General features: G+C 37.4%; 18 protein-coding genes and 3 riboswitches. Of the genes, 6 read left to right on the top strand and 12 right to left on the bottom strand.

Annotated elements, in window-relative coordinates; genetic code table 11:
- Positions 1–3 precede the first annotated feature (3 nt).
- Positions 4–909 (bottom strand): EamA family transporter, encoded by a 906-nt coding sequence (locus NSA47_RS12835; protein ID WP_257532600.1) that lies wholly within the window; start codon positions 907–909, stop codon positions 4–6.
- A gap of 287 nt (positions 910–1196) precedes the next feature.
- A riboswitch (TPP riboswitch) is annotated at positions 1197–1290 on the top strand.
- Positions 1291–1441: 151 nt separating this feature from the next.
- On the opposite strand from NSA47_RS12835, the gene thiT reads away from it, so the two are divergent.
- From thiT to NSA47_RS12810, 5 genes are all read left to right on the top strand, one after another.
- Complete coding sequence (gene thiT, locus NSA47_RS12830; RefSeq protein ID WP_257532598.1) at positions 1442–2071, top strand: energy-coupled thiamine transporter ThiT; 630 nt, start codon at positions 1442–1444, stop codon at positions 2069–2071.
- Positions 2072–2342: 271 nt separating this feature from the next.
- A complete protein-coding gene (locus tag NSA47_RS12825) occupies positions 2343–4064 on the top strand; it encodes an ABC transporter ATP-binding protein (RefSeq protein ID WP_257532595.1) in 1722 nt (573 codons plus the stop codon).
- A 143-nt stretch (positions 4065–4207) separates the two neighbouring features.
- On the top strand, positions 4208–5593 hold the full coding sequence (locus NSA47_RS12820) for an MATE family efflux transporter (protein ID WP_257532594.1): 1386 nt from the start codon (positions 4208–4210) through the stop codon (positions 5591–5593).
- Between the two features lie 289 nt (positions 5594–5882).
- Positions 5883–6449 (top strand): chromate transporter, encoded by a 567-nt coding sequence (locus tag NSA47_RS12815; protein WP_257532592.1) that lies wholly within the window; start codon positions 5883–5885, stop codon positions 6447–6449.
- 2 nt (positions 6450–6451) lie between these two features.
- Positions 6452–7015 carry a chromate transporter gene (locus NSA47_RS12810; protein ID WP_257532591.1) on the top strand — a complete coding sequence of 188 codons (564 nt, stop codon included), beginning with the start codon at positions 6452–6454 and terminating at the stop codon, positions 7013–7015.
- 107 nt (positions 7016–7122) lie between these two features.
- On the opposite strand, the gene NSA47_RS12805 is transcribed toward NSA47_RS12810, so the two are convergent.
- The 8 genes from NSA47_RS12805 to NSA47_RS12770 form a co-directional block, all read right to left on the bottom strand.
- Positions 7123–7905, bottom strand: a complete 783-nt coding sequence (locus NSA47_RS12805; protein ID WP_257532589.1) for an ABC transporter permease — start codon at positions 7903–7905, stop codon at positions 7123–7125.
- Positions 7902–8846, bottom strand: a complete 945-nt coding sequence (locus NSA47_RS12800) for an ABC transporter ATP-binding protein (protein ID WP_257532587.1) — start codon at positions 8844–8846, stop codon at positions 7902–7904. The genes NSA47_RS12805 and NSA47_RS12800 overlap by 4 nt, the downstream gene beginning before the upstream one ends.
- Positions 8839–9444: a TetR/AcrR family transcriptional regulator gene (locus tag NSA47_RS12795; RefSeq protein ID WP_257532585.1), complete on the bottom strand. Its 606-nt coding sequence runs from the start codon at positions 9442–9444 to the stop codon at positions 8839–8841. Before NSA47_RS12795 ends, NSA47_RS12800 begins: the two co-directional genes overlap by 8 nt.
- A gap of 174 nt (positions 9445–9618) precedes the next feature.
- A complete protein-coding gene (locus tag NSA47_RS12790) occupies positions 9619–10434 on the bottom strand; it encodes a MetQ/NlpA family ABC transporter substrate-binding protein (RefSeq protein ID WP_257532583.1) in 816 nt (271 codons plus the stop codon).
- 24 nt (positions 10435–10458) lie between these two features.
- Complete coding sequence (locus NSA47_RS12785; RefSeq protein WP_257532581.1) at positions 10459–11139, bottom strand: methionine ABC transporter permease; 681 nt, start codon at positions 11137–11139, stop codon at positions 10459–10461.
- Positions 11087–12166 carry a methionine ABC transporter ATP-binding protein gene (locus NSA47_RS12780; protein ID WP_257532579.1) on the bottom strand — a complete coding sequence of 360 codons (1080 nt, stop codon included), beginning with the start codon at positions 12164–12166 and terminating at the stop codon, positions 11087–11089. The genes NSA47_RS12785 and NSA47_RS12780 overlap by 53 nt, the downstream gene beginning before the upstream one ends.
- 103 nt (positions 12167–12269) lie before the next feature.
- Positions 12270–12382, bottom strand: a riboswitch (SAM riboswitch).
- 25 nt (positions 12383–12407) lie between these two features.
- Complete coding sequence (locus NSA47_RS12775; RefSeq protein WP_257532577.1) at positions 12408–13610, bottom strand: M20 family metallopeptidase; 1203 nt, start codon at positions 13608–13610, stop codon at positions 12408–12410.
- A gap of 143 nt (positions 13611–13753) precedes the next feature.
- Positions 13754–13865, bottom strand: a riboswitch (SAM riboswitch).
- Between the two features lie 146 nt (positions 13866–14011).
- Positions 14012–15487: a protein adenylyltransferase SelO gene (locus NSA47_RS12770; protein ID WP_257532575.1), complete on the bottom strand. Its 1476-nt coding sequence runs from the start codon at positions 15485–15487 to the stop codon at positions 14012–14014.
- A 333-nt stretch (positions 15488–15820) separates the two neighbouring features.
- Here NSA47_RS12770 and NSA47_RS12765 point away from each other — a divergent pair, with 333 nt between their 5' ends.
- Complete coding sequence (locus NSA47_RS12765; protein WP_257532573.1) at positions 15821–15988, top strand: CDIF630_02480 family spore surface protein; 168 nt, start codon at positions 15821–15823, stop codon at positions 15986–15988.
- A gap of 45 nt (positions 15989–16033) precedes the next feature.
- Here NSA47_RS12765 and nifJ read toward each other — a convergent pair whose 3' ends face one another.
- From nifJ to NSA47_RS12750, 3 genes are all read right to left on the bottom strand, one after another.
- Positions 16034–19558: a pyruvate:ferredoxin (flavodoxin) oxidoreductase gene (nifJ, locus tag NSA47_RS12760; protein ID WP_257532571.1), complete on the bottom strand. Its 3525-nt coding sequence runs from the start codon at positions 19556–19558 to the stop codon at positions 16034–16036.
- A gap of 199 nt (positions 19559–19757) precedes the next feature.
- Complete coding sequence (locus tag NSA47_RS12755; protein ID WP_257532570.1) at positions 19758–21137, bottom strand: tripartite tricarboxylate transporter permease; 1380 nt, start codon at positions 21135–21137, stop codon at positions 19758–19760.
- Positions 21134–21601 (bottom strand): hypothetical protein, encoded by a 468-nt coding sequence (locus NSA47_RS12750; protein ID WP_257532568.1) that lies wholly within the window; start codon positions 21599–21601, stop codon positions 21134–21136. The genes NSA47_RS12755 and NSA47_RS12750 overlap by 4 nt, the downstream gene beginning before the upstream one ends.
- Positions 21602–21619 lie beyond the last annotated feature (18 nt).

The raw sequence follows: 21619 nt of genomic DNA, 5'->3' as shown, positions 1-21619 counted from the left end.
AGATTATTCAAAAAATCCTAGGATAAATACCCCTGCCATGACTATCGCAATGATGATATATTGTTTATAGGTTAGCTTTTCCCTGAGGAATATTCTTCCTAGGATAACAGAAACAATACTATAACTGGCAATCATAGGAGCTACTACTACAGAATTAGTATTTAGGGCATAGACATAGAAAAACTGTCCCCCTGTTTCAAACAACGCAGCTAGGGCCTTATCTTTTTCCTGTAAGATCTTAAACTTTTCTTTTTTCATCACTGTGATATAAAGCAAGGCTAAAATTCCGGCAAATAGGAAGGTAAGTTCGTAGGAAATTAGAGCTTCTTCTGGGCTCATTAAACGACTAAGATAGACATCATCTAGGAAGGTTCCTAGGGCATCTACTACCGCATACAATATGGGAAAGGTAAGGGCTAGGGCGCCCAGTTGATGTTTACGATCAATTTTCTCATTGTTTTTTAATCTTTCTTCTATGGACATATTTCTTTCAATAATGGCAATCGCTATCAGGGCTACTGTAATCATAGATACCGCCCCCAATTGTAGGGCCGTCATTTTTTTCCCTAAAACTAGAAAGGCTAGTATCCCTGCGATAGCCCCTGAGGTGTTGCTCACTGGGGAGTTAATGGATACTTCTAAATATCTAAGTCCAACATACCCTATGGTCATGGATAAAATATACATAGTGGATACAGGTAAATACTTTATGATATTGATGGGATCATAATGCCAATTCATTTTTGCCAGCTCGAACATGGCCTGAATGCCCATCACTAAAGCCACCATAACAACAATTCTTAAATGACTATATCTGTCCTTGGGATCTGTTCCTTTTTTATAAAACAAATCCGCTGTACCCCAAAATAATATGGTAATTATTGCAGATGTGTACCATGAAAAATTCATTTTTTGTCTCCTTATGTAATTTATTTTTTCGACAGAAGTATTTTTCCATCCTCCTATGAACACGCTGTCGATTTGTATTGGTGAAATTTGATAGAATTTACCTTATTAATATTACAGTTATTTCGCCAAAAAAGTCAACTATTTTCTTCTTTTAACATCTTGCAAAATTTTTGTTTAGATTTACTGATTATTTCGGTTAGGCTCTCATTTGTCTACGTCTCAGATTCAAGCATTTTTCTATTTCCCTAGCACAGCAAGTTGAATTGTGTTATAATAAAAGAAAAAATATTTATCGCTGGGGGTGCCTTGTGCTGAGAGGATGATTCCGACCCTTAGAACCTGTAGGTTAAAACCTGCGTAGGAAAGCGGACTTTACGGATAAAACGTGAAAAGGCTTCCTTTTGACGTTTTTTTATTTGAAAAAGAAAACTTTAGTTTCTTGTCGGCAGCTTAAGATTTTCTTATTCAAAAAAAGCTTACTACTTTCTTGTTTATCACCAGTGATAAGTAATAAAGAAAGGATTGAAACATTGTGTTTGAAAAGTTTTTAGAATTTAAACCCCTCACCATCATTATTTTAGCTTCATTAGTTTTAATTTCCATTGCTCTTGCTTTTAGAGATAAAAAGTATGAAAAAAGATCTGACTATACAAGAATGATTGTATATGGTAGTCTATGTATCGCACTTTCCTTTGTGCTTTCCTATATACGTCTATATCGTTTTCCCCAAGGTGGCAGTATAACCCCTGCTAGCATGTTGCCCATGTACATCTTTGCTATCATGTTTGGACCCACCTATGGGATAATCGCTGGTTTTGCCTTTGGAATGATTAATTTAATCCAAGATCCCTATATTATCCATTGGGCACAATTTTTTCTAGATTATCCCTTATCTTATGGAGCATTAGGATTAGCTGGATTATATCGTAAAAACATAGGGGTTTCTTGCCTTATTGGTGGTTTTGGTAGATTTTTTATGAACTTTTTATCGGGAGTTATCTTCTTTGGTTCCTATGCACCTCCGGGCATGAATGTTATGCTTTATTCTCTTGTGGTCAATGGTTTAGTCATTGGTACAGATACTTTGGTTTGTATTCTAATTAGTTTTATCCCCCAAATCAAAAATGCCATACAGCAGGTGCAAAAAATTTCTGCATCGTAATGGGAAACTAATTCTACTTACTCCTTAATTATTATAGAGAATTTTAAAGGTCAATCCCTTGAAAAATATGGATTGGCTTTTATATTTGCTAAAATGTTTTTATTTTTCTTTTCAGGGTATATATCTAGTTATGTCTATCAACTATATACAACAGCTATGATATAGATGCTTGAAATATCAAAAACCTTTAGAAAGAGATTAGGAAGTTTTATTGCAAATATCTATCATATGCTTTACAATATATTAGATAAATAAGTAAGGAGAATACGCTATGATAAAAAAATTTATACAATATTATAAGCCTGTAAAAAAGGTGTTTATTATCGATATGATATGTGCTTTTGCAGTTTCTGTCTGCGATTTATTCTACCCTATGATTACGAGGAAAATCATTAATGTCTATGTCCCTAATCAACAATTCCAGCTTTTGATTACATGGTTAATTGTTCTAGCCTTTCTTTATATAGCAAAAGTGGGATTTAATTATTACATTACCTATTACGGACATATTATGGGGGTCCAGATGCAGTCAAATATGAGAAGAAATGTTTTTGATCATCTCCAGGATCTACCCTTTGTTTTCTTTGATGACAATAAAACAGGAACCCTTACCTCAAGGATTGTGAATGATTTAATGGAAGTGTCAGAGCTTGCCCATCATGGTCCTGAGGATTTATTTATTTCCTTGGTTATGATGATCGGTTCCTTTATTATATTGGCTACCATAAACTTGCCCCTCGCTTTAATTGTTTTTTCCATTGTCCCTTTCTTAGTCTTCTTTGCCATGAAGCTTCGGGTAAAAATGTCTGATACTTTTATGGAAACCAGAGTGACTATAGGAGAGGTAAACGCTACCTTAGAGAACAGTATCACAGGCATTCGAGTATCTAAAGCCTTTGGAAATAAGGAAAGTGAAATTAAAAAATTCGAAAAGAACAATAATATGTTTCAAGTGGCAAGGGCAAAAGCCTATAAGGTTATGGCTCAATTTCATACTGGTTCATCCTTCATTATTGATTTTCTAAATATTTTAGTATTAGGTGCTGGTGGTATTTTCTTCTATAAGGGATATATTAATATCGGAGACTTCGCAGCTTTCATCTTATATATAGGAAACTTTTTAAATCCCATTAGAAAATTAATTAACTTTGTGGAACAATATCAATCAGGAATATCTGGTTTTAAAAGATTTACTGAGATTATGGATCAACCTCTAGAAGTAGATGAGCCCAATGCCGTCACAGTAAATTCTGTAAAAGGTGAGATTGATTTTGATGACGTATCTTTTTCCTATGATGAGCATAAAACAATATTGGATGATATTAGTTTTACTATTGAACAAGGAAAAACCGTAGCCTTAGTTGGACCCTCTGGTGGGGGGAAAACCACCCTCTGCCATTTAATCCCTCGTTTTTACGAAACGGAATCAGGCAACATCTTCATTGATGGACGAAATATAAAGGAATTCACTTTAAAGTCTCTACGGAATAATATAGGAATTGTGCAGCAAGATGTATTTTTGTTCACAGGAACAATTTATGATAATATTCACTGTGGAAGATTTGATGCTACAGAAGAAGAAGTGATGGATGCAGCCAAAAAAGCCAATATTCATGACCTTATCATGACCTTACCCGATGGGTATAATACTTATATTGGGGAAAGAGGCGTAAAATTATCAGGTGGTCAAAAACAAAGAATTTCTATTGCTAGAATTTTCTTGAAAAATCCTCCTATCTTAATACTAGACGAAGCTACATCAGCCTTGGATAATGTGACTGAATTATTAATACAACAATCTTTAGAAGAACTTTCTAAGGGAAGAACTACCATTATCGTTGCCCATAGATTATCCACCATAAAAAATGCTGATGAAATTATTGTCATAACCAATAAAGGTATAGAGGAAAAGGGCAATCATGAAGCATTGGTAGCAAAAGAAGGTATTTATGCTAACTTATATAATTCTCAATTTAAAAATATACACTCGTAGACAACAAAGCGGTTAAGGCCACACTCATACAATAAAGTTTGGGAGAATATTCTTGTTGAACAACCTAGAGAATATTCTCCCAATTTTAAATTAAATTTTAGAACTGGAACGGTATACCTGTCCCAAAATTAGGAGGTAGAATTATGTCAAAAATTAAGGAGTTATTTTCTCCTAAGGATTTAACCCAGGGTACTCCTTGGAAACGGATTACTGAATTTGCAATACCCATGTTGATTGGTAATATAGCTCAACAATTTTATAACACTGCTGACTCCATTATTGTAGGTAGGTATGTAGGGGATAATGCTCTTGCCTCTGTTGGTAGCGCCGCACCCATATTAAACCTTTTACTTGTTCTCTTTGTGGGAATTGCCGTTGGTGCAGGTATTATGGTTGCTCAATATTTTGGCGCTAAAGATCGTGGAAAGCTCTCCCATACCATTGGTATATGCATAACCCTTACAGCCATTGCATCTGGAGTAATTATGATCGTCGGTCCTATTGTGACTCGTCCCTTACTTTCTTTTCTCAATACACCAGATACCATTATTGATTGGTGTACAAGGTACCTTATCATTTATTTTGTCGGTATTGGGGGCCTTGCTTATTATAATATTTTGGCCGGTGTACTACGGGGATTAGGCGATTCTTTATCCGCTCTTATATTTTTATTGGTTTCTACAGCTTTAAATGTTGTATTGGATCTTTTGTTTGTGGCAAAATTAGGCATGGGAGTACCTGGGGTTGCCTTAGCTACTGTCATTGCTCAGGGAATATCAGCGGTACTTTGTATGGTTAAACTGTTAAAAATGAAGGAAAATTTTGATCTTAACTGGAAAATGTTGAAATTAAACAAGGAATATTCTTATAAGCTTATAAAGCTTGGATTGCCTTCAGGACTTACCCAAGCAATATTTTCCTTAGCCATGATTGTTGTGCAGTCTCTCACCAATAGTTTTGGGGAGATGGTCATCGCTTGTAATGTTATTGTTATGCGGGTAGATGGTTTTGCCATGATGCCCAACTTTTCCTTTGGAAGTGCTTTGACAACCTTTACGGGGCAAAACATTGGAGCAAAAAAAATTGACCGGGTAGAAAAAGGAGCTAAAGACGGTACATTAATAGCTGTTGGCGTAGCCACTACAATTACTCTCTTGATATTGATTTTCGGTAAACATCTCATGGGGATTTTTACTGATACTAAAGATTTAGTTAATTTAAGCATGCATATGATGAGGATTCTTGCTGTAGGTTATATCGCTATGGCCGTAACCCAGAGTTTATCCGGGGTTATGCGAGGTGCCGGGGATACCATAACGCCTATGTGGATTTCTCTCATTACCACTGTTGTCCTTCGCGTACCTATAGCCTATGGCATTGCCTATTTTACCCGAAGTGCAGCTTATCCCACTGGTAGGCCTGAATCAGTCTTTATTTCCCTATTGGTTTCTTGGGTTATGGGAGCGGTTATTAATATATTTTTCTATAGAAAAGGAAATTGGCGAAGAAAAGGTTTTGCTGGTGAATAGAGGTAGGTTATCTGTCCTCCTCAGTTCAAATCAAGAAAAAGAACTACCGCTATGGGTAGTTCTTTTTCTGTTTTGCAGTCATAGATTTCCCCCCAGAATAAAGCACCTTAATCACTTTATTGGAAGTATTTAATAGGATCTATTCACTTTAAAATCAAATAATAATATTCCTATGAGAATCTAAATTTTATTCAATAATTTTAGTTGAAATACATTTATGCCTGTCCATTTTGGGTTGATTCCTATATAATTAAAGATTGAAGCTTAGTTTTATGGAGGTAATACTATAATGAAACGCAAAAATTTCAAACTATATTTTATACTGTTTAAAATCACATTTTCTATTAGCGCATTTACTTTTGGAGGGGGATATATTGTTATTCCTATGATGCGAAAGTATTTCGTAGAGGATTTAAAGTTAATTAGTGAACAAGAACTTTTAGATATGGCTGCAATTGCACAGTCCACACCAGGGGCTATTGCTGTTAATCTTGCTGTATTAGTAGGGTATCGTATTGCTGGCACTATAGGTGCCGTCATTAGTTGTATTGGAACTGTTCTGCCACCTTTATTGATCTTATCTGTTATATCAATTTTTTATAAAGCCTTCCGCAGTAATAAGATTATCTCTGCAATATTAAAAGGTATGGAGGCAGGAGTTGCCGCTACCATCGTAGATTTAGTCATCGATATGACTCAAGGAATTGTAAAAGAGAAAAACTGGCTATTATCCCTAATGGTTCCCGCTTCTTTTTTTGCCAGTTTTTTATTTAATATCAATGTATTAGTGATTATTATCTTTTGCTCTGTCTTATGCTTTGTTCAATCTTATATTAAAATGGGAAGGGAGGCATAAATATGATTAAAAGCATTCTTACTTTATTGATCAGTTTTTTACAAATTGGATTGTTTAGTATTGGTGGTGGATACGCTGTCATCCCTCTCATTCAGGAACAAGTAGTTGACTCCAATGGCTGGCTTTCCTTACAAGAGTTTACAGATATTATTACCATATCCCAAATGACTCCTGGCCCTTTAGCTGTCAATACATCCACTTTTGTCGGCATACGTATTGCAGGTATACCAGGAGCTGTGGTCGCCACTTTAGGATGTGTTTTATCAGGATTTTTGATTTCTATTTTTTTATATAACTTTTTTAAAAAGCATAGGGATATTGATAGTGTTTCTAATATATTGAGGGGTCTGCGTTCCGCTTCCATCGGCCTTATTGCCGCCTCTGCATCTACCATTATTTTGATTGCTTTTTGGGGCTCTTCCTCTCTTAATATTAAATTCATGGACATAAACATTTTTGCTGTAATCATATTCATGATTTCCCTATTTCTATTAAGAAAATATAAAACTAATCCAATATTTATTATCCTACTATCGGGGATTACAGGCTTGTTTATTTATCATTAATCCATGGGATAATGAAGGGGTAAGTTTATCCCTTTTTATCCCGCTAGCTTCTACTTTGTAATAAATAAAAAAGATAGATTTTTCTCTATATTACTTGTTATATCATGCTAACTTTGATCGGCATATCTCCACCAAAATATAGTGCCCACTAGCCCAAAAGCACTTGTTAAAAGTACAATAATAATACTGATCCCCTCAATCATAGCACTGTCACCTCCAGCAGCACCACTTAGAAGGGCAGGTATAGACCATGGAAAAAACTGTCCGTACCCTGTTACCGCAATAAATTGTGCTAATACAATAGTAAATACCATAAATCCAAGGGGAGATAGATATCCACGGCCAACACTTGCGAAAAAAGCTACTGGTGTTGATAGCAATATGGTTAGTATGGAGCAAACCATAAAAATAAAAGTACCTTGTATCATTATGTCAAATGACCACCCAGGTATATCAACCACTTTTCCAACAATTAAACCTAAAACCAGTACAATTATAGAAAGCATTAAACACCATAAAACGGCCACAATGAATTTAGAAAATACAATTATATTTCGTGATATTGGCAGTGCTAGTAAGTCTTTTATGGTTCTATCTGAATATTCCCTACCAAAAATCCAAGATGTAATAAATCCGAATACTACTAATCCACCGATTGCAACCGCCTGGGCAAGGAGACCAAAGTAAGAAGGCCAATCAGCAGTTCCCATAATATTTGCTTTTGCAGAAATAAAACCCAAGTTTTGTGCTAAGCTAGGATCTTTTAAAACAAACATAAAAAATCCCCCGACAAAGGGTACTATTGTAAGTGCAAGCATAGTGAGTAAAGGGACTTTAGAACGAAAAAACTTTTTTCCTTCTATTGAAACACAGGTTATTATTTTATTCACTTTACATCTCCCCCCCTCTCTTTAATGGTTCTTAAGAAATACATTTCTAAATCTTCCTTCTCAATTTTCAATAATGTTGGAGGGTGACCTGCATTTACAAGTAATGTAGCAATTTTTTCGGGGTTATTTACAGCATCTTCATTTTGAATTTGTAGGGGAAAAAGTTCCCCAGTTGTGCTTTTATCCTGGGTATATACCTTGTATCCTGTCTTAGAAAGAATAGATTTTATAGCAAGCCTATCTCTGCCATCTATTATTAAGGATTTCTTCAACTGACTTTCTAGTTGTTTTCCATCTATCTCCTTAATTAATTTTCCCTCATGTATTATGCCTATATTTGTAGTAATTCTTGAGATTTCATCTAATTTATGACTAGAGACCAGTACGGTTACCCCTGAATTTTTTGCTAAATCCATTAGCAGTTGACGAACTTCAACAATACCCGCGGGATCCAATCCATTTGTAGGTTCATCAAGGATTAAAATTTTAGGTTTATGCATCATTGCCTTTGCTATGCCGAGCCTTTGTGCATTTCCTAAAGAAAGATGCTTAGCCTTCTTTGATGCATAATCTTCCAATTTTAGCTTCTTTATGATCCAATGGACACAACTTTTCTCCTGAATCCCCCTTAATTGACGAACAATTTCTAGATTCTCTTTTACTGTTAAATCCGGATATGAATAGGGCGTTTCTACAATATATCCTACATCACGCCAAGTATCTGTATTCCCAGCACCTACCCTTTGTCCTTGAAGATAGCATTGTCCTGATGTAGGCGTTATCATACCTAAAAGCATTCGTATTGTAGTAGTCTTGCCTGCCCCATTTAGCCCTAAAAATCCAAATATATCTCCCTGTTTAACCGATAAGTTCACTTTGTCAACCACACAGGTTTCTCCATAAACCTTTGTTAAGTTCGTCGTACTAATCATTTCACTCATGATGATCATCCTCCTCAACGATTTGTTGAGCAAGACCTTTTATCAAAAGTTTAAGCACTTCATCAAAATCTTCTTCTCCAATTTCTTCAATATAGATCATACTCATGAAAATTGCCCTTAAAGAAGCCGTGACAACGTCTATATTTATATTGTCTTTAAGCTTTATATAAGAAAAAATCTTCTTTGTGAGTATATCATCCAATGAATGGTGATGCATAATCAGTTCCTTAGGTAATTTCCTCATAAGAAATTCAAATTCTTGATTTTGGATTATGTTCATAATAAAAGATTTTCTTACCTTTTGATATAGTCCGTAAATCAATTCTGTAAATTGATCAATTCCTATATTGTTCTCTTGCATTAACTTGTTGGATAGTTCATTCATAATAGACTTCTGATATTCTTCCAGTACCTCAAAAAATAAAATTTCCTTTGCAGGATAAAAACTGTAAAAAGATCCCTTGGATATCCCTGCCCTTTGAACAATTTGATCAATTGTTGTTTTCCTGACACCATATTTGCATAGACATTCCTGGGCTACCTTGTTTAATTTTTTTCTTATTAACTCTTTTTCACGATCACTAAATGCAGTTGCCATACTTTACCTCCATACTCTATGACTATATTTACTAATATAGTCATAGAGTATCATGGCAACAAAACTTTGTCAATAGAATGTATTTCTAATCTTGCGCTATGGGGAAACAAAGCGAAATCTTAATAAGAAGTACACGTTCCTTTTATTTAAGCGATGGAATCTTTCAATACTTATTTAAAACGCAGGAACTACATTTCCTTTATATACTTCATCAATGACTTCTTTTGTAGCTTCCTCTTGGTATATTTCGACTAATCTTTTTAGTGCTTCTTTATCCTTGTCTTTTGACTTAACGGCAATGATATTGATATAGGGCTTGGCATCTTCACTGCTTGCATCTTCAATAAAAATAGAATCCTCTGTGGGACTAAAATCTGCTTCTATGGCAACCCCATTGTTTATTATGGCAATGTCAACATCCGCCAAGGATCTTGGTATTTGTGTTGCTGCCAATTCTATTAATTCTAGATTTTTAGGATTCTCCACCACGTCCTTGATTGTTGGTATTAAGCCCACTCCCTCTTTTAATGTAATGAGTCCGGCACTCTGTAACAGGATTAGCCCCCTCCCTCCATTCGTCGCATCATTGGGTAGGGCGACCTTATCCCCTTCCTTTACTTCATCAAGGGATTTTAGTTTTTCCGAATATATAGCCATAGGTGCTAATATGGTATTTCCTATGGAAACAAGGTCTAGATTATGATCTGCCTTAAATTGATCAAAATATGCGATGGTTTGAAAGGCATTGGCATCTATTTCCCCTTCAGCTAAGGCCAAATTAGGACGAACATAATCCGAAAAAGAAATAATCTCTAATTCAATATTCTCTTCAGCCAATTTCTTTTGAACATAGTCCCATACCTGGTGTTCTGCACCATTTACTCCCAATTTGATGTTGATCTTTTCCCTATTTCCAGTTGTAGCACTGCATCCTGCTAAAGGTGCGATAATAAGTATTGCAACGATAGCCAATATCAATAATTTTTTCATTTTTCATTCCTCCTGTATTTTCTCTTAATGATTAATTCTTTTAACGATAAACTCTCCTAAGCCCTGCACAAAATTTACTAAAACTAAAAGAATAATTATGGTGACAATCATAATATCGGTCTTAAAATATTGGTAGCCATACCGTATAGCAAAGTCACCTAGCCCCCCGCCACCTACAGTACCTGCCATTGCAGAAAAACCAATTAAACTCACCATTGAAATGGTTAAGGCATAGATGATGCCTGCCCGCCCTTCTACAAGTAAAACACGATATATGATTTCAAATGGGCTAGACCCCATTGCCTCTGCGGCTTCGATAACACCGCTGTCAATATCTAGCAGTACAGATTCTATCTGTCTAGCTACAAAGGGGGTTGCGCCAAATACCAGTGGCACTAAGGCTCCCTTTATGCCAATGGTGGTACCCACTATAAATCTAGTTATGGGAATAATTGCCGCTAACAAAATAATAAAGGGAATGGATCGAAAAACATTAATAATTTTCCCTACAATTTGATAAACTATTTGGTTCTCTAAAATATGACCTGGTCTTGTCACCACTAAGGCGATACCAATGGGAATACCTAATAGAGTGGAAACAATTCCGGCCATAAATACCATAATAAGGGTCTCATAAAGGGCCTTAAGTAAATCAGGATATAATTCCATGAGGTTGGGTAGCCATGTCTGTATGAACTCTAACATCTTTTATCACCTCCACCTGTACAGTATGTTCCTGCAAATAATCTATAGATTTTAAGATATTGCCTTTACCCCCACTGAATTTCACAACCAGACTGCCTATTGCAACATCTTGAATGCTTTCAATATTTCCAAATAAGATACTTGCATCTACTTTAAATAGACGAGAAATCTTAGAGATAAAGGGCTGACCTGCTCTCTGCCCAACAAAGGAAATCTTAGCTAACATCTCTTCTTCCTCAATGCCATTGATGAATGACTCTTTACCAATAAACTTGTAAATATCTCCCTGTTGAAATACTGAGGATATAAACTCCTTAGTAATTTGAGCCTTGGGATAGGAGAATATTTCTAACACATTTCCACATTCTACAATATTTCCATCTTCCATAAGGGCAACACTATGACATATTTCTTTAATCACCTGCATTTCATGGGTAATGATGACAATGGTCAAGCCTAACTTCTCATTAATTTGTTTTAATAAACTCAAGATGGATTTTGTCGTTTGAGGATCTAAAGCAGAGGTAGCTTCATCACATAACAATACCTTAGGATCATTGGCTAATGCCCTAGCAATAGCCACCCTCTGTTTTTGTCCACCACTTAGTTGGGAGGGATAGGCAGATACCTTATCCTTTAATCCAACCAAATCCAAAAGCTCTAAAACTTTAGTTTCGGTTTCCGTTTTACTAAGACCACTTCCCTTTAAGGGGTAAGCGATATTTTGAAATACATTTCTAGCCTTCATTAAATTAAAGTGCTGAAAGATCATCCCAATTTTTTTTCTACTTTGTCTTAATTCTTTTTCAGAAAGCCCAGTTAATTCTTTTTGATCTACAATTATTTTCCCTGTTGTTGGTCTTTCCAATAGATTTATACATCGAATCAATGTACTTTTTCCTGCTCCACTATAGCCAACAATGCCAAATATTTCTCCCTGAGAAACATGTAAGTTGACTTCTTTCAGAGCTTTTACTGACTGGTTCTTACTAACATAGGTCTTACTGACCTGTTGAAGAAAAATCAATACACTCACTCTCCTTAATTTCAATAGCTAAAATTCTTGAAAACTCGAGTATTTGGACATAAAAATAACCCTATAGGAAAGGGCATACTGATTCGTTACACCTTCCCCATCTTCCAGGATAAAGTCCTGTTGGAATGAGCACCTGGCCTATGTATTTTACATAGGCTGGTTGCTGAGACTTCACTGGGCCAATCCCTCCATCTCTCTTGATAGGTAATTTTTATATTTTATTTCTACTCTTTTATTTTTGACTTTTAAATTCTTCTTTAATCTCCTGTAACAATTTCTGATTTACAATTAGGTCAAGACCTGTTAGGGCAAGGGCCTTGGCTCCTAAAACTAATCCCTTATCTCCCTCAGATGAGCATGCTGCCTCTCTAAAGGCTACGGTATGACCTACTAAATCCCTGGAACCTATTTTTACCGTGGGATGTATGGTAGCAACCACTTGACTGATGTTTCCCGTATCTGTTGAACCCGTACCCTGTTTATCAGATTCTGCAAAGCTTTCTCCAAGCCTTTCTAAGTTTCTCCTAAATACCTCATCAAATCTTTTGTTTAATACAAGGTTATCTACTGGATTTTGAAAAGCAATGACCTTTAAGCTTGTTCCTGTGGCAGTGGCTGCACCTTCTGCAACAGCCTTTACCTTATTGGTCACTTCATCCAGTTTCGTCCTAGTGGCCGCTCGAATATAAAATCTAGCCTTTGCATACTCAGGTATGATATTAGGAGCATCCCCTCCATGGGTAATAATTCCATGGATTCTTACATCATCTGTAACATGCTGTCGTAGGGCATTGATGCCATTAAAGAATAATATCACTGCATCTAAAGCATTAATTCCATTCTCGGGAGAGGCAGCCGCATGGGCAGGTCTCCCCACAAATTCAAAGTCTAATGGATCAACTGCCAAGGAATTGCTTGTCGTTCTGGTTTCATTAGAAGGATGGATCATCATACATGCGTCAATTCCTTCAAGTAGATTAGCCTTTACAAAGCTTCCCTTAGCACTTCCATTGGGTCCGCCTTCTTCGGCTGGTGTCCCAAAGACAACGACTTCTCCTCCTATCTCATCTAGTACCCGCCCCAATGCTATAGCTGCTGCTGTGCTAGCTACACCAATAATATTATGACCGCAGGCATGACCTAAACCTGGTAGAGCATCATATTCTGCCAAGTATCCAATGGCTGGACCTGGTTTAGCCTTGGATTTTTTTCGAGCAATAAATCCTGTAGGATGACCTGCAATATTTTTCTCCAGGATAAATCCTTCGTCTGCTAGTCTTTCTGATAATAATTGACTGGCGAAAACTTCTTCATTTCCAATTTCCGGGTTGCCATGAATTTCACGACTCATTTTAATGTAATTGGATTTATTCTCTTCAATGATTGAAAGAATTTGCTCTTGTATATGTTTTACATTTTCTTGATTGAAGACCATAGGTTTACACTCCTTATAATAATGATATTAACTGATTAAATACTAGAGATACAAAGGGCCCGATGTATCTTAAAATAAAAAACCTCTTCTTATATAAAATAAGAAGAGGTAAAATATCTATATTCAAATAAATATCTGCTCTCTTCTTATCTTTCAAGTTTGTCACTTGCTGGAATTGACACAGTATTTTCATAAAAATGAAAATCCGCTGCCGAGGTTTCAAAGGGCCAGTCCCTCCACCTCTCTTGATAAGAAGTTTTTCTATGCGATTGTTTGTTTTACATTCTAATTCTTTTATTGTTTTATGTCAAGTTATTTTTTTTTAATTATTTTATAGAAGTTAGATTCCTCTACCCGATATTTCTTGCCCAGCTCTGTGGAGGTACTGAATATCTACTTTATTAGGTCCCACAAAAAGTTCGATAAGGACGATTTGATGGTGGAGGTAGGGTGGAGTAATCCTCCTGTTGAGGGGAATAAGCATAGGGATCTGAAAGAACATTGAGCAGCCTATGCATTATGCTATAATCCCCTTTATCTACCGCAGCTTCCAGTGCTTCTTCTACCCTATGATTACGGGGAATTATCCCAGGATTGTTGTCTTTCATTAGCTGGTAGGATGAATTTTTTGATTGCTGTTGCCTTTCTAGTCTCCTTTGCCACAACTCGTGCCACTGGATAAATTCTGAAGTATGGGAAAACCCTATTTCCTCTAGCTTGTTAAGCGTTAAGTCTCGAAAGGTATTGGTATAGTCTGCACGGTGTTTCTCCATCATATGAAAAAGGTCTTCCATAAGAGTTTCATCCCCTAGCTCCTCATTAAATATTCCTAATTTTGCTCTTACTCCTCCCAGCCAATTACAGTGATATAAACCGTCGAAATCTTCAATGGCATCTTGAGCCAGTTTAATAGCCTGTTGCTCATTGTCATGTAATAAAGGCAATAGGGTTTCGGCAAATCTTGAGAGATTCCACGGGGCTATTTTGGGCTGATTTCTATAGGCATAGCGTCCACCAACATCAATGGAGCTAAACACTGTCGCTGGATCATAGGTATCCATGAAAGCACAGGGACCATAGTCAATAGTCTCTCCGCTAATGGCCATATTGTCGGTGTTCATCACTCCATGAATAAAACCAACCAGCTGCCATTTGGCAATCAGTGTGGCTTGCCTCTTAATCACTTCCTTTAGTAAAGCAAGATAAGGATTTTTATCTCCCTCAATCTCTGGAAAATGTCTTTTTATTGTATAATCAGCCAAAATCCGAAGTTCTTCAGGGGTACACCAGTGGGCAACATATTGAAAGGTTCCCACCCGTATATGACTGGCAGCTACCCGGGTTAAAATTGCACCAGGCAATTGAGTTTCACGAATTATCCATTGCCCAGTTGTCACCACTGCTAAACTGCGGGTAGTAGGAATCCCTAGAGCGTGCATTGCTTCGCTAATGATATATTCCCGTAGCATGGGTCCCAGTGCCGCTCGCCCATCTCCCCCACGGGAATAGGGGGTTCTACCGGGACCCTTAAGCTGAACATCAAATCGGTCACTTTTCGGAGTAATCTGTTCCCCGAGCAGCAGGGCTCGACCATCTCCTAACATTGTAAAATGTCCAAATTGATGTCCAGCGTAGGCTTGAGCAAGGGGTAAGGCCCCTGGGGGAAGCTGATTGCCAGAGAGGATATCTACTCCATCCTTGCTTTTTAGCTCTTGACTATCTAACCCCAAGGATTTTGCTAATGAATCATTAAAAATAACTAATTTAGGGGAGGGTACAGCGATTGGATTGCAGAGGGTAAAAAATGATTCTGGTAAACGGGCATAACCATTATCAAAGTTCCATCCTGTTTTTGTCATTATCTCTTTATTGATCATGATACCACCTTTTCTTTTTTGTCTTCTACTATATTTTTGGATAAAACAGAAGTTATCATCATTTCATAATCTTTTAAGCTATCCTCCATAGGAATATATAGCCTTTCTTTTAGTGTCTGCTTCGGTTTATTTATTATGCCTTTTCATAACTCTTTTCCCTATTTACTTTTAAAGTGGGGATATTCTTATACTACACTTCCTTGGATAAAATAAACACACAACAAGGCTAAACTTAAAAGATGGTAACTTGAGAACAATTATAAAAATATAAAACATATATCTTCCTCTTATACTTTTGTGTTTTTTGAAAATAATATAAAAGAGGTGATATTTATGGCAAAAAATAAAAAAAAGCAAAGACCTATGAAAATGCCTATTGAAGAACAAAATACTGCCGCCTGGGCTAATATTGAAAGATTACAGCCTGTTTCTAAAGTTCCTATACCAGATGATGATCAGACCCACAATGCTAAAGAGTGGGTAGATACCAATCAAAAATAAACAAAAAGAAGATTGAATTGCCTTATTCAATCTTCTTTTTTGCCTTTAATACTTCATTTCTGCTAATCTTCTATAGGTTTCATATCTTTCTCTGGCATGTTTTTCTGCTTGGGTAAATAATTCATCCGCCACATCGGGGAATACATTCATAATTTGAGAATATCTGATCTCCCCTTCTATAAACTCTCTAAAGGAAGCTTTGGGTTCCTTAGATTCTAAGATAAAAGGATTTTTCCCTTCTTCTCTTAGGAGAGGATTGTATCGATAAAGATGCCAGTAGCCTGCTTCCACGGCTTTCTTTTCTTCGGCTACACTGGTTCCCATACCTGTCTTAATCCCATGACTGATACAAGGAGCATAACATATGACAAGGGATGGACCATTATAGCTTTCGGCTTCCCGGATGGCTTTAAGGGCTTGGCTCATATTAGCACCTAGGGCAATTTGAGCTACATAAACATAGCCATAGCTCATGGCCATCATGCCCAGGTCTTTTTTGCGAATTCTCTTTCCTGCTGCGGCAAATTTTGCTACTGCTGCTGTAGGGGTGGATTTGGAAGACTGTCCTCCAGTATTGGAATAAATCTCCGTATCCATAACCAATAGATTCACATCTTCTCCCATGGCCAGTACATGATCTAGCCCTCCATAACCAATATCATAGGCCCATCCATCCCCACCAATAATCCATGTGGACTTTTTGATGAGATAATCCTTTTTCTCCAGTATTTCCTTTACAATAGAATGATCTTTATCTTTGGAATTTTCGAGAATTTCTAGAACTTTTTGAGAAGCCTCTTGGGATTCTTCTCCATCCTCCATATGATCTAGCCAATTTTGAAAAGCTTTTTTACAGTCTTGATTTAAGTCAGATTTCAATCCTTCTCTCATTAATTCTTCCAATCTTTCCCGCATCTGCCTTACTGCTATAGCCATTCCAAATCCATACTCTGCGTTATCCTCAAAGAGGGAATTCCCCCAAGAGGGTCCTTTCCCTTGGGCAGTGGTGGTGTAACTAATCGATGGCGCACTGGCTCCCCAGATGGAAGAACAGCCTGTGGCATTGGCAATCAACATTCTCTCTCCATAGAGCTGAGTCACTAATTTTACATAGGCGGTTTCTCCACAGCCTGCACAGGCTCCAGAGAATTCCAGTAAAGGCTTAGCAAATTGACTGTTTTTAAAAATCCCTTTGTCTACTAAATGACTTTTGTCTTTAATGGTCATGGCAAATTCCCAATTTTCTTCTTGTCTGCCAATCTCTTTTTCCGCATCTACCATAACCAATGCCTTTCCAGGGGCAGGACATACATCAGCACAGTTGCCACAGCCTGTACAATCTAGAGGACTGATTTGAATACGATAGCCAAAATCTTTAAGCTCTTTTCCCCTGGATTCTTTGGTTTCAAAAGTATGAGGTGCTTTTTTCATTTCTTCTTCATCCAATAGGAAAGGCCTGATCACTGCGTGGGGACAGATATAGGAGCATTGATTACACTGAATACATTTATCAGTCTGCCATTGGGGAACCATAGGGGCAATCCCTCGTTTTTCATAAGCCGTTGTTCCCAGGGGATAGGTTCCATCTTCCCTTCCCTTAAAGGCACTGACAGGTAGTTCATCTCCCTCTTGTCTAGCCATGGGTCTTTGAATATTTTTCACAAAATCCGGTTCTTCCTTAGTAGACATATCTTCATCCTGGGCTTTTGCCCAATGGGAGGGGATATCTACTTTCACTAAGCCATCTACTCCTCGGTCCACAGCTTCCTTGTTCATTTCTACAATTTTTTCTCCTTTTTTCCCATACATATCTACAATACTCTGTTTTAGATATTTTACGGCATCTTCTATGGGAATGACCTCTGCCAATTTGAAAAATGCTGATTGCATAATCATATTGATTCTATTTCCCAAACCAATTTTCTTTGCAATATCCATGGCATCAATAATGTAGAAATTTACTTGGTTTTCAGCTATACTTTTTTTCAATGAAGCCGGCAATTTTTCCTCCAATTCCTCAGGAGTCCATGGGCAGTTTAATACAAAAGTACCTTTTTTCTTAATGCCCTTTAACAAATCAAAATGATTCACATAGGATTTGTTGTGGCAGGCAATATAATCTGCACTATAAATCAAATAGGGGGAACGAATAGGCTCTTTGCCAAAACGAAGATGGGAAATAGTGGATCCCCCAGACTTTTTGCTGTCATAAGAAAAATAAGCCTGGGCATAGAGGTCAGTATGATCTCCTATAATTTTTACAGCTGTTTTATTAGCACCTACTGTCCCATCTGATCCCAATCCCCAGAATTTGCACTGAATAGTGCCCGCAGGAGTGGTATCTACAATATCCTCCTCTGGCAGAGAGGTTTCTCCTATATCATCTACAATACCAATGGTAAACCCATTTTTAGGCTCAGCTTGTTTTAAATTTTTGTAAACAGCAATGATTTGGGATGGTCTTGTGTCTTTAGATCCCAATCCATATCTTCCTCCTACAATAAGAGGTCGTTCTTCCCTATGGTAGAAAAGACTTTTTACATCTAAATAAAGGGGTTCCCCCGTTGCTCCTGGCTCTTTCGTTCGATCCAAAACAGCTATCCTCTTCACACTTGAAGGGAGCACGTCGAAAAAATATTTTGGAGAGAAGGGACGATAAAGGTGAACCTTAATCATTCCAACCTTTTCTCCTTTTTTCTGTAGATAGTCAATGGTTTCTTCTATAGTGTCGCAAACAGAACCCATGGCAATAATCACATCTTTTGCATCCTCTGGACCATAGTAGGTAAAAGGTTTATACTCTCTACCTGTTAATTGACTAATATCCTTCATATACCCCGCTACCCTATCGGGAACACTGTCGTAGAAAGGATTAGCTGCTTCTCTTCCTTGGAAATAAATATCAGGGTTTTGTGCCGTTCCTCTGACTACTGGATGTTCTGGGTTTAGAGATCGCTCTCGAAAGGCCTGCAGTGCATCATAATCCAGCAACTTTTCTAATTCTTCATACTCCATTACCTCTACTTTTTGATATTCGTGGGAAGTTCTAAAGCCATCAAAGAAATGTAGGAAGGGGACCCTAGTTTTAATAGCCGCCAAATGGGCAACTCCGGCTAAATCCATAGCCTCTTGTACACTACTAGAAGCTAGTAAGGCAAAACCTGTCTGTCTTGTGGCCATCACATCCTGATGGTCTCCAAAAATAGATAGAGCATGGGTGGCTATCGCTCGGGCACTCACATGAAATACCCCGGGCAACAACTCTCCTGCCATCTTGTACATATTGGGAATCATTAATAAAAGACCCTGAGATGCTGTATAAGTAGTGGTCAGTGCTCCTGCCTGTAAGGATCCATGTACAGCTCCTGCTGCCCCGGCCTCTGATTGCATTTCGACTACTCTCACGGATTGCCCAAATATATTTTTCTTTCCATGGGCCGCCCACTCATCTACACCCTCTGCCATAGGCGTAGATGGCGTGATGGGATAAATAGCGGCTATATCTGTAAACGCATACGATATATAGGCAGCCGCTTGATTCCCATCCATAGTTTTCATTTTCCTTGCCATTCATCTCTCACCCTCTTTTTCATGTAATATTTTTCATAATCTCTTATATTGTTTGATAAATTTACAAATTCATGCATGAAAAACAACTTAATGACGAGAGGAAATAAGGGCTCTTGCTGCAGATGGGAATACTCTCTTCTCTTTAATAAACTAATCAGCTGCATTTCTATGCAACTGATTAGTAAAAGTTCTCTACATTTTAAAATAATCCTGACAATGCAATAAGATTTGTTACTATCCAGCCTGATGCGTAATATGCCATAAACTGTACTCCGGTATGAATACCAAATATATTATGAAGTATGCCTCCAAAGAAACCAATAAACAATGCTACAAATACACCAAATACTCCTGCTTCATAATATGCAAGCATAAATATTAGCCCCATAAATGCCCCAATAAGCGCTTCATGGCTTATCTTTCTGAACATCATTTCTGTCCATGCTCTAGCTTTTCTTATGGCCATAGGGTAGGCTATCAAAGCTCCACCAACAACTCCTATAAATCCATAGAGTAGATAATCCCCCATACCTAAATATGAATGTAGGTTATTTACAGGATCTATTGTAAATACTGGAGGCGCATTAAACAGTGCTGCGGCCGGTCCAAGGGCAACTGGGGATAGGGGAATACCGAATGCAAGCAAGGGTATGATAAGTTCCCCAATATAGGTAGCATTACTTACCGCATCCTGTATTCCTAAAGTACCTGTCACTCGGTCATAAAGTTCTTTTCTCTTTCCTCCAAATAATTCCCCAAGTAAGACTGTCATTCCTACCGGTGAAAAAGTAAAGGTTGTAGCCGATATGGCTGAGGAAGCAGCAATGTCACGCTTCTGTTTCTTTGTAAATATCTTAAAAGGATTAGGGATTATTGAACGATTTCCCTTTCCTTCTGGTGCAAGAAATATATCATTTTCCTTATCTCTCATCTGCTTATTTCTAAGGCTAGGCACGAAAACATTGAATACCTCTGAAATCATTGGCCCTATTGTAATGCCCATAAATATAGATATAAATAAGGTAGTCCCTGTTGCTTCTACTGATAATCTTTGAAATCCCTGTATTAAAAATGCAAAGGGAAACAATGCGATGACTGCACCCCATTTTGCACTGGACATATAGGCTATAAACGCTGCTCCCAATGTAAATATAAGTCCTATATAGGGTTCAATAACATCTCCTAAGGGGGCTAGCACCATTGCCGCAATAATGGATATAGGAACTGCAATAATTGATCCTATTAAAGATCCTGCTGCCATTTTTTTCATTGCAATATGAGGAATACCCATACGTTTTGCTATGGAAGAGTTAAGTACCATTGGAACCGCCATAGTTGATCCAGGTAGCGCCGCCATGGCTGTCGGTATGGTATGGGATATTTGCATGGCAACAATTATACCTATGAACCATGAGAAAAGAACAACAGGATGAAGTCCCAGCAGTACCAATATGAGTGTCAGCGGTGCCATAGTTGCCGTTTCATCTGTTCCAGGAATGATTCCAATTATACTAAACAGTATTCCCCCTACAAAGGCTGCTAAAAAAGCTTGGATTAATAGAATTGGTGTTATGGTCATAGGGCAAACCCTCCATTCTTTTCTCTATATTCCTTCTTATAGTTTGGTGAATCTTCCGGTATAAGTGCTAGGAATCCCCAAAGCTCCAGTTCTTCCATCTCTGCTATGATTTCTGGGCTTACTTTGGACAGTGCTTCTGCTTCCTCTTCTACAGTCATACCGGCAGATTTAAGAATCTCTTCAACATCCCCTTTTTCAAGTCTTTCTTCCACATTTCTTTTGGGCTTAAACATCTTTGCTGATATTGCACCTGAAAGTATACAGCCTGTTATACCGATAAGCAATGAATACCCTTTGGCCAGACTTTCCTCAATATTGGGATTTCCAACAAATATCTTGTTCCCTAAAATATAAAAAGCCATAGTGAGAACAATACCAATGATAACAGCTATAAATAATTCTTTTATAATTACTGTGTCACCCCATACTTCGGTAAATACTGGCTTGTTCTTTTCCTGGTTCATTTTTTAACCTCCACTTTT

It is taken from the genome of Irregularibacter muris (assembly GCF_024622505.1).
GTDB lineage: Bacteria > Bacillota > Clostridia > Eubacteriales > Garciellaceae > Irregularibacter > Irregularibacter muris.
This window is presented reverse-complemented; position numbering and strand designations above follow the sequence as displayed.

What these genes read in the sequence shown, in the direction of transcription:
- NSA47_RS12835 (WP_257532600.1), bottom strand. Translation starts at nt 909, where the DNA reads ATGAATTTTTCATGGTACACATCTGCAATAATTACCATATTATTTTGG.
- NSA47_RS12825 (WP_257532595.1), top strand. Translation starts at nt 2,343, where the DNA reads ATGATAAAAAAATTTATACAATATTATAAGCCTGTAAAAAAGGTGTTT.
- NSA47_RS12820 (WP_257532594.1), top strand. Translation starts at nt 4,208, where the DNA reads ATGTCAAAAATTAAGGAGTTATTTTCTCCTAAGGATTTAACCCAGGGT.
- NSA47_RS12815 (WP_257532592.1), top strand. Translation starts at nt 5,883, where the DNA reads ATGAAACGCAAAAATTTCAAACTATATTTTATACTGTTTAAAATCACA.
- NSA47_RS12810 (WP_257532591.1), top strand. Translation starts at nt 6,452, where the DNA reads ATGATTAAAAGCATTCTTACTTTATTGATCAGTTTTTTACAAATTGGA.
- NSA47_RS12800 (WP_257532587.1), bottom strand. Translation starts at nt 8,846, where the DNA reads ATGAGTGAAATGATTAGTACGACGAACTTAACAAAGGTTTATGGAGAA.
- NSA47_RS12795 (WP_257532585.1), bottom strand. Translation starts at nt 9,444, where the DNA reads ATGGCAACTGCATTTAGTGATCGTGAAAAAGAGTTAATAAGAAAAAAA.
- NSA47_RS12790 (WP_257532583.1), bottom strand. Translation starts at nt 10,434, where the DNA reads ATGAAAAAATTATTGATATTGGCTATCGTTGCAATACTTATTATCGCA.
- NSA47_RS12785 (WP_257532581.1), bottom strand. Translation starts at nt 11,139, where the DNA reads ATGTTAGAGTTCATACAGACATGGCTACCCAACCTCATGGAATTATAT.
- NSA47_RS12775 (WP_257532577.1), bottom strand. Translation starts at nt 13,610, where the DNA reads ATGGTCTTCAATCAAGAAAATGTAAAACATATACAAGAGCAAATTCTT.
- NSA47_RS12770 (WP_257532575.1), bottom strand. Translation starts at nt 15,487, where the DNA reads ATGATCAATAAAGAGATAATGACAAAAACAGGATGGAACTTTGATAAT.
- NSA47_RS12765 (WP_257532573.1), top strand. Translation starts at nt 15,821, where the DNA reads ATGGCAAAAAATAAAAAAAAGCAAAGACCTATGAAAATGCCTATTGAA.
- nifJ (WP_257532571.1), bottom strand. Translation starts at nt 19,558, where the DNA reads ATGGCAAGGAAAATGAAAACTATGGATGGGAATCAAGCGGCTGCCTAT.
- NSA47_RS12755 (WP_257532570.1), bottom strand. Translation starts at nt 21,137, where the DNA reads ATGACCATAACACCAATTCTATTAATCCAAGCTTTTTTAGCAGCCTTT.
- NSA47_RS12750 (WP_257532568.1), bottom strand. Translation starts at nt 21,601, where the DNA reads ATGAACCAGGAAAAGAACAAGCCAGTATTTACCGAAGTATGGGGTGAC.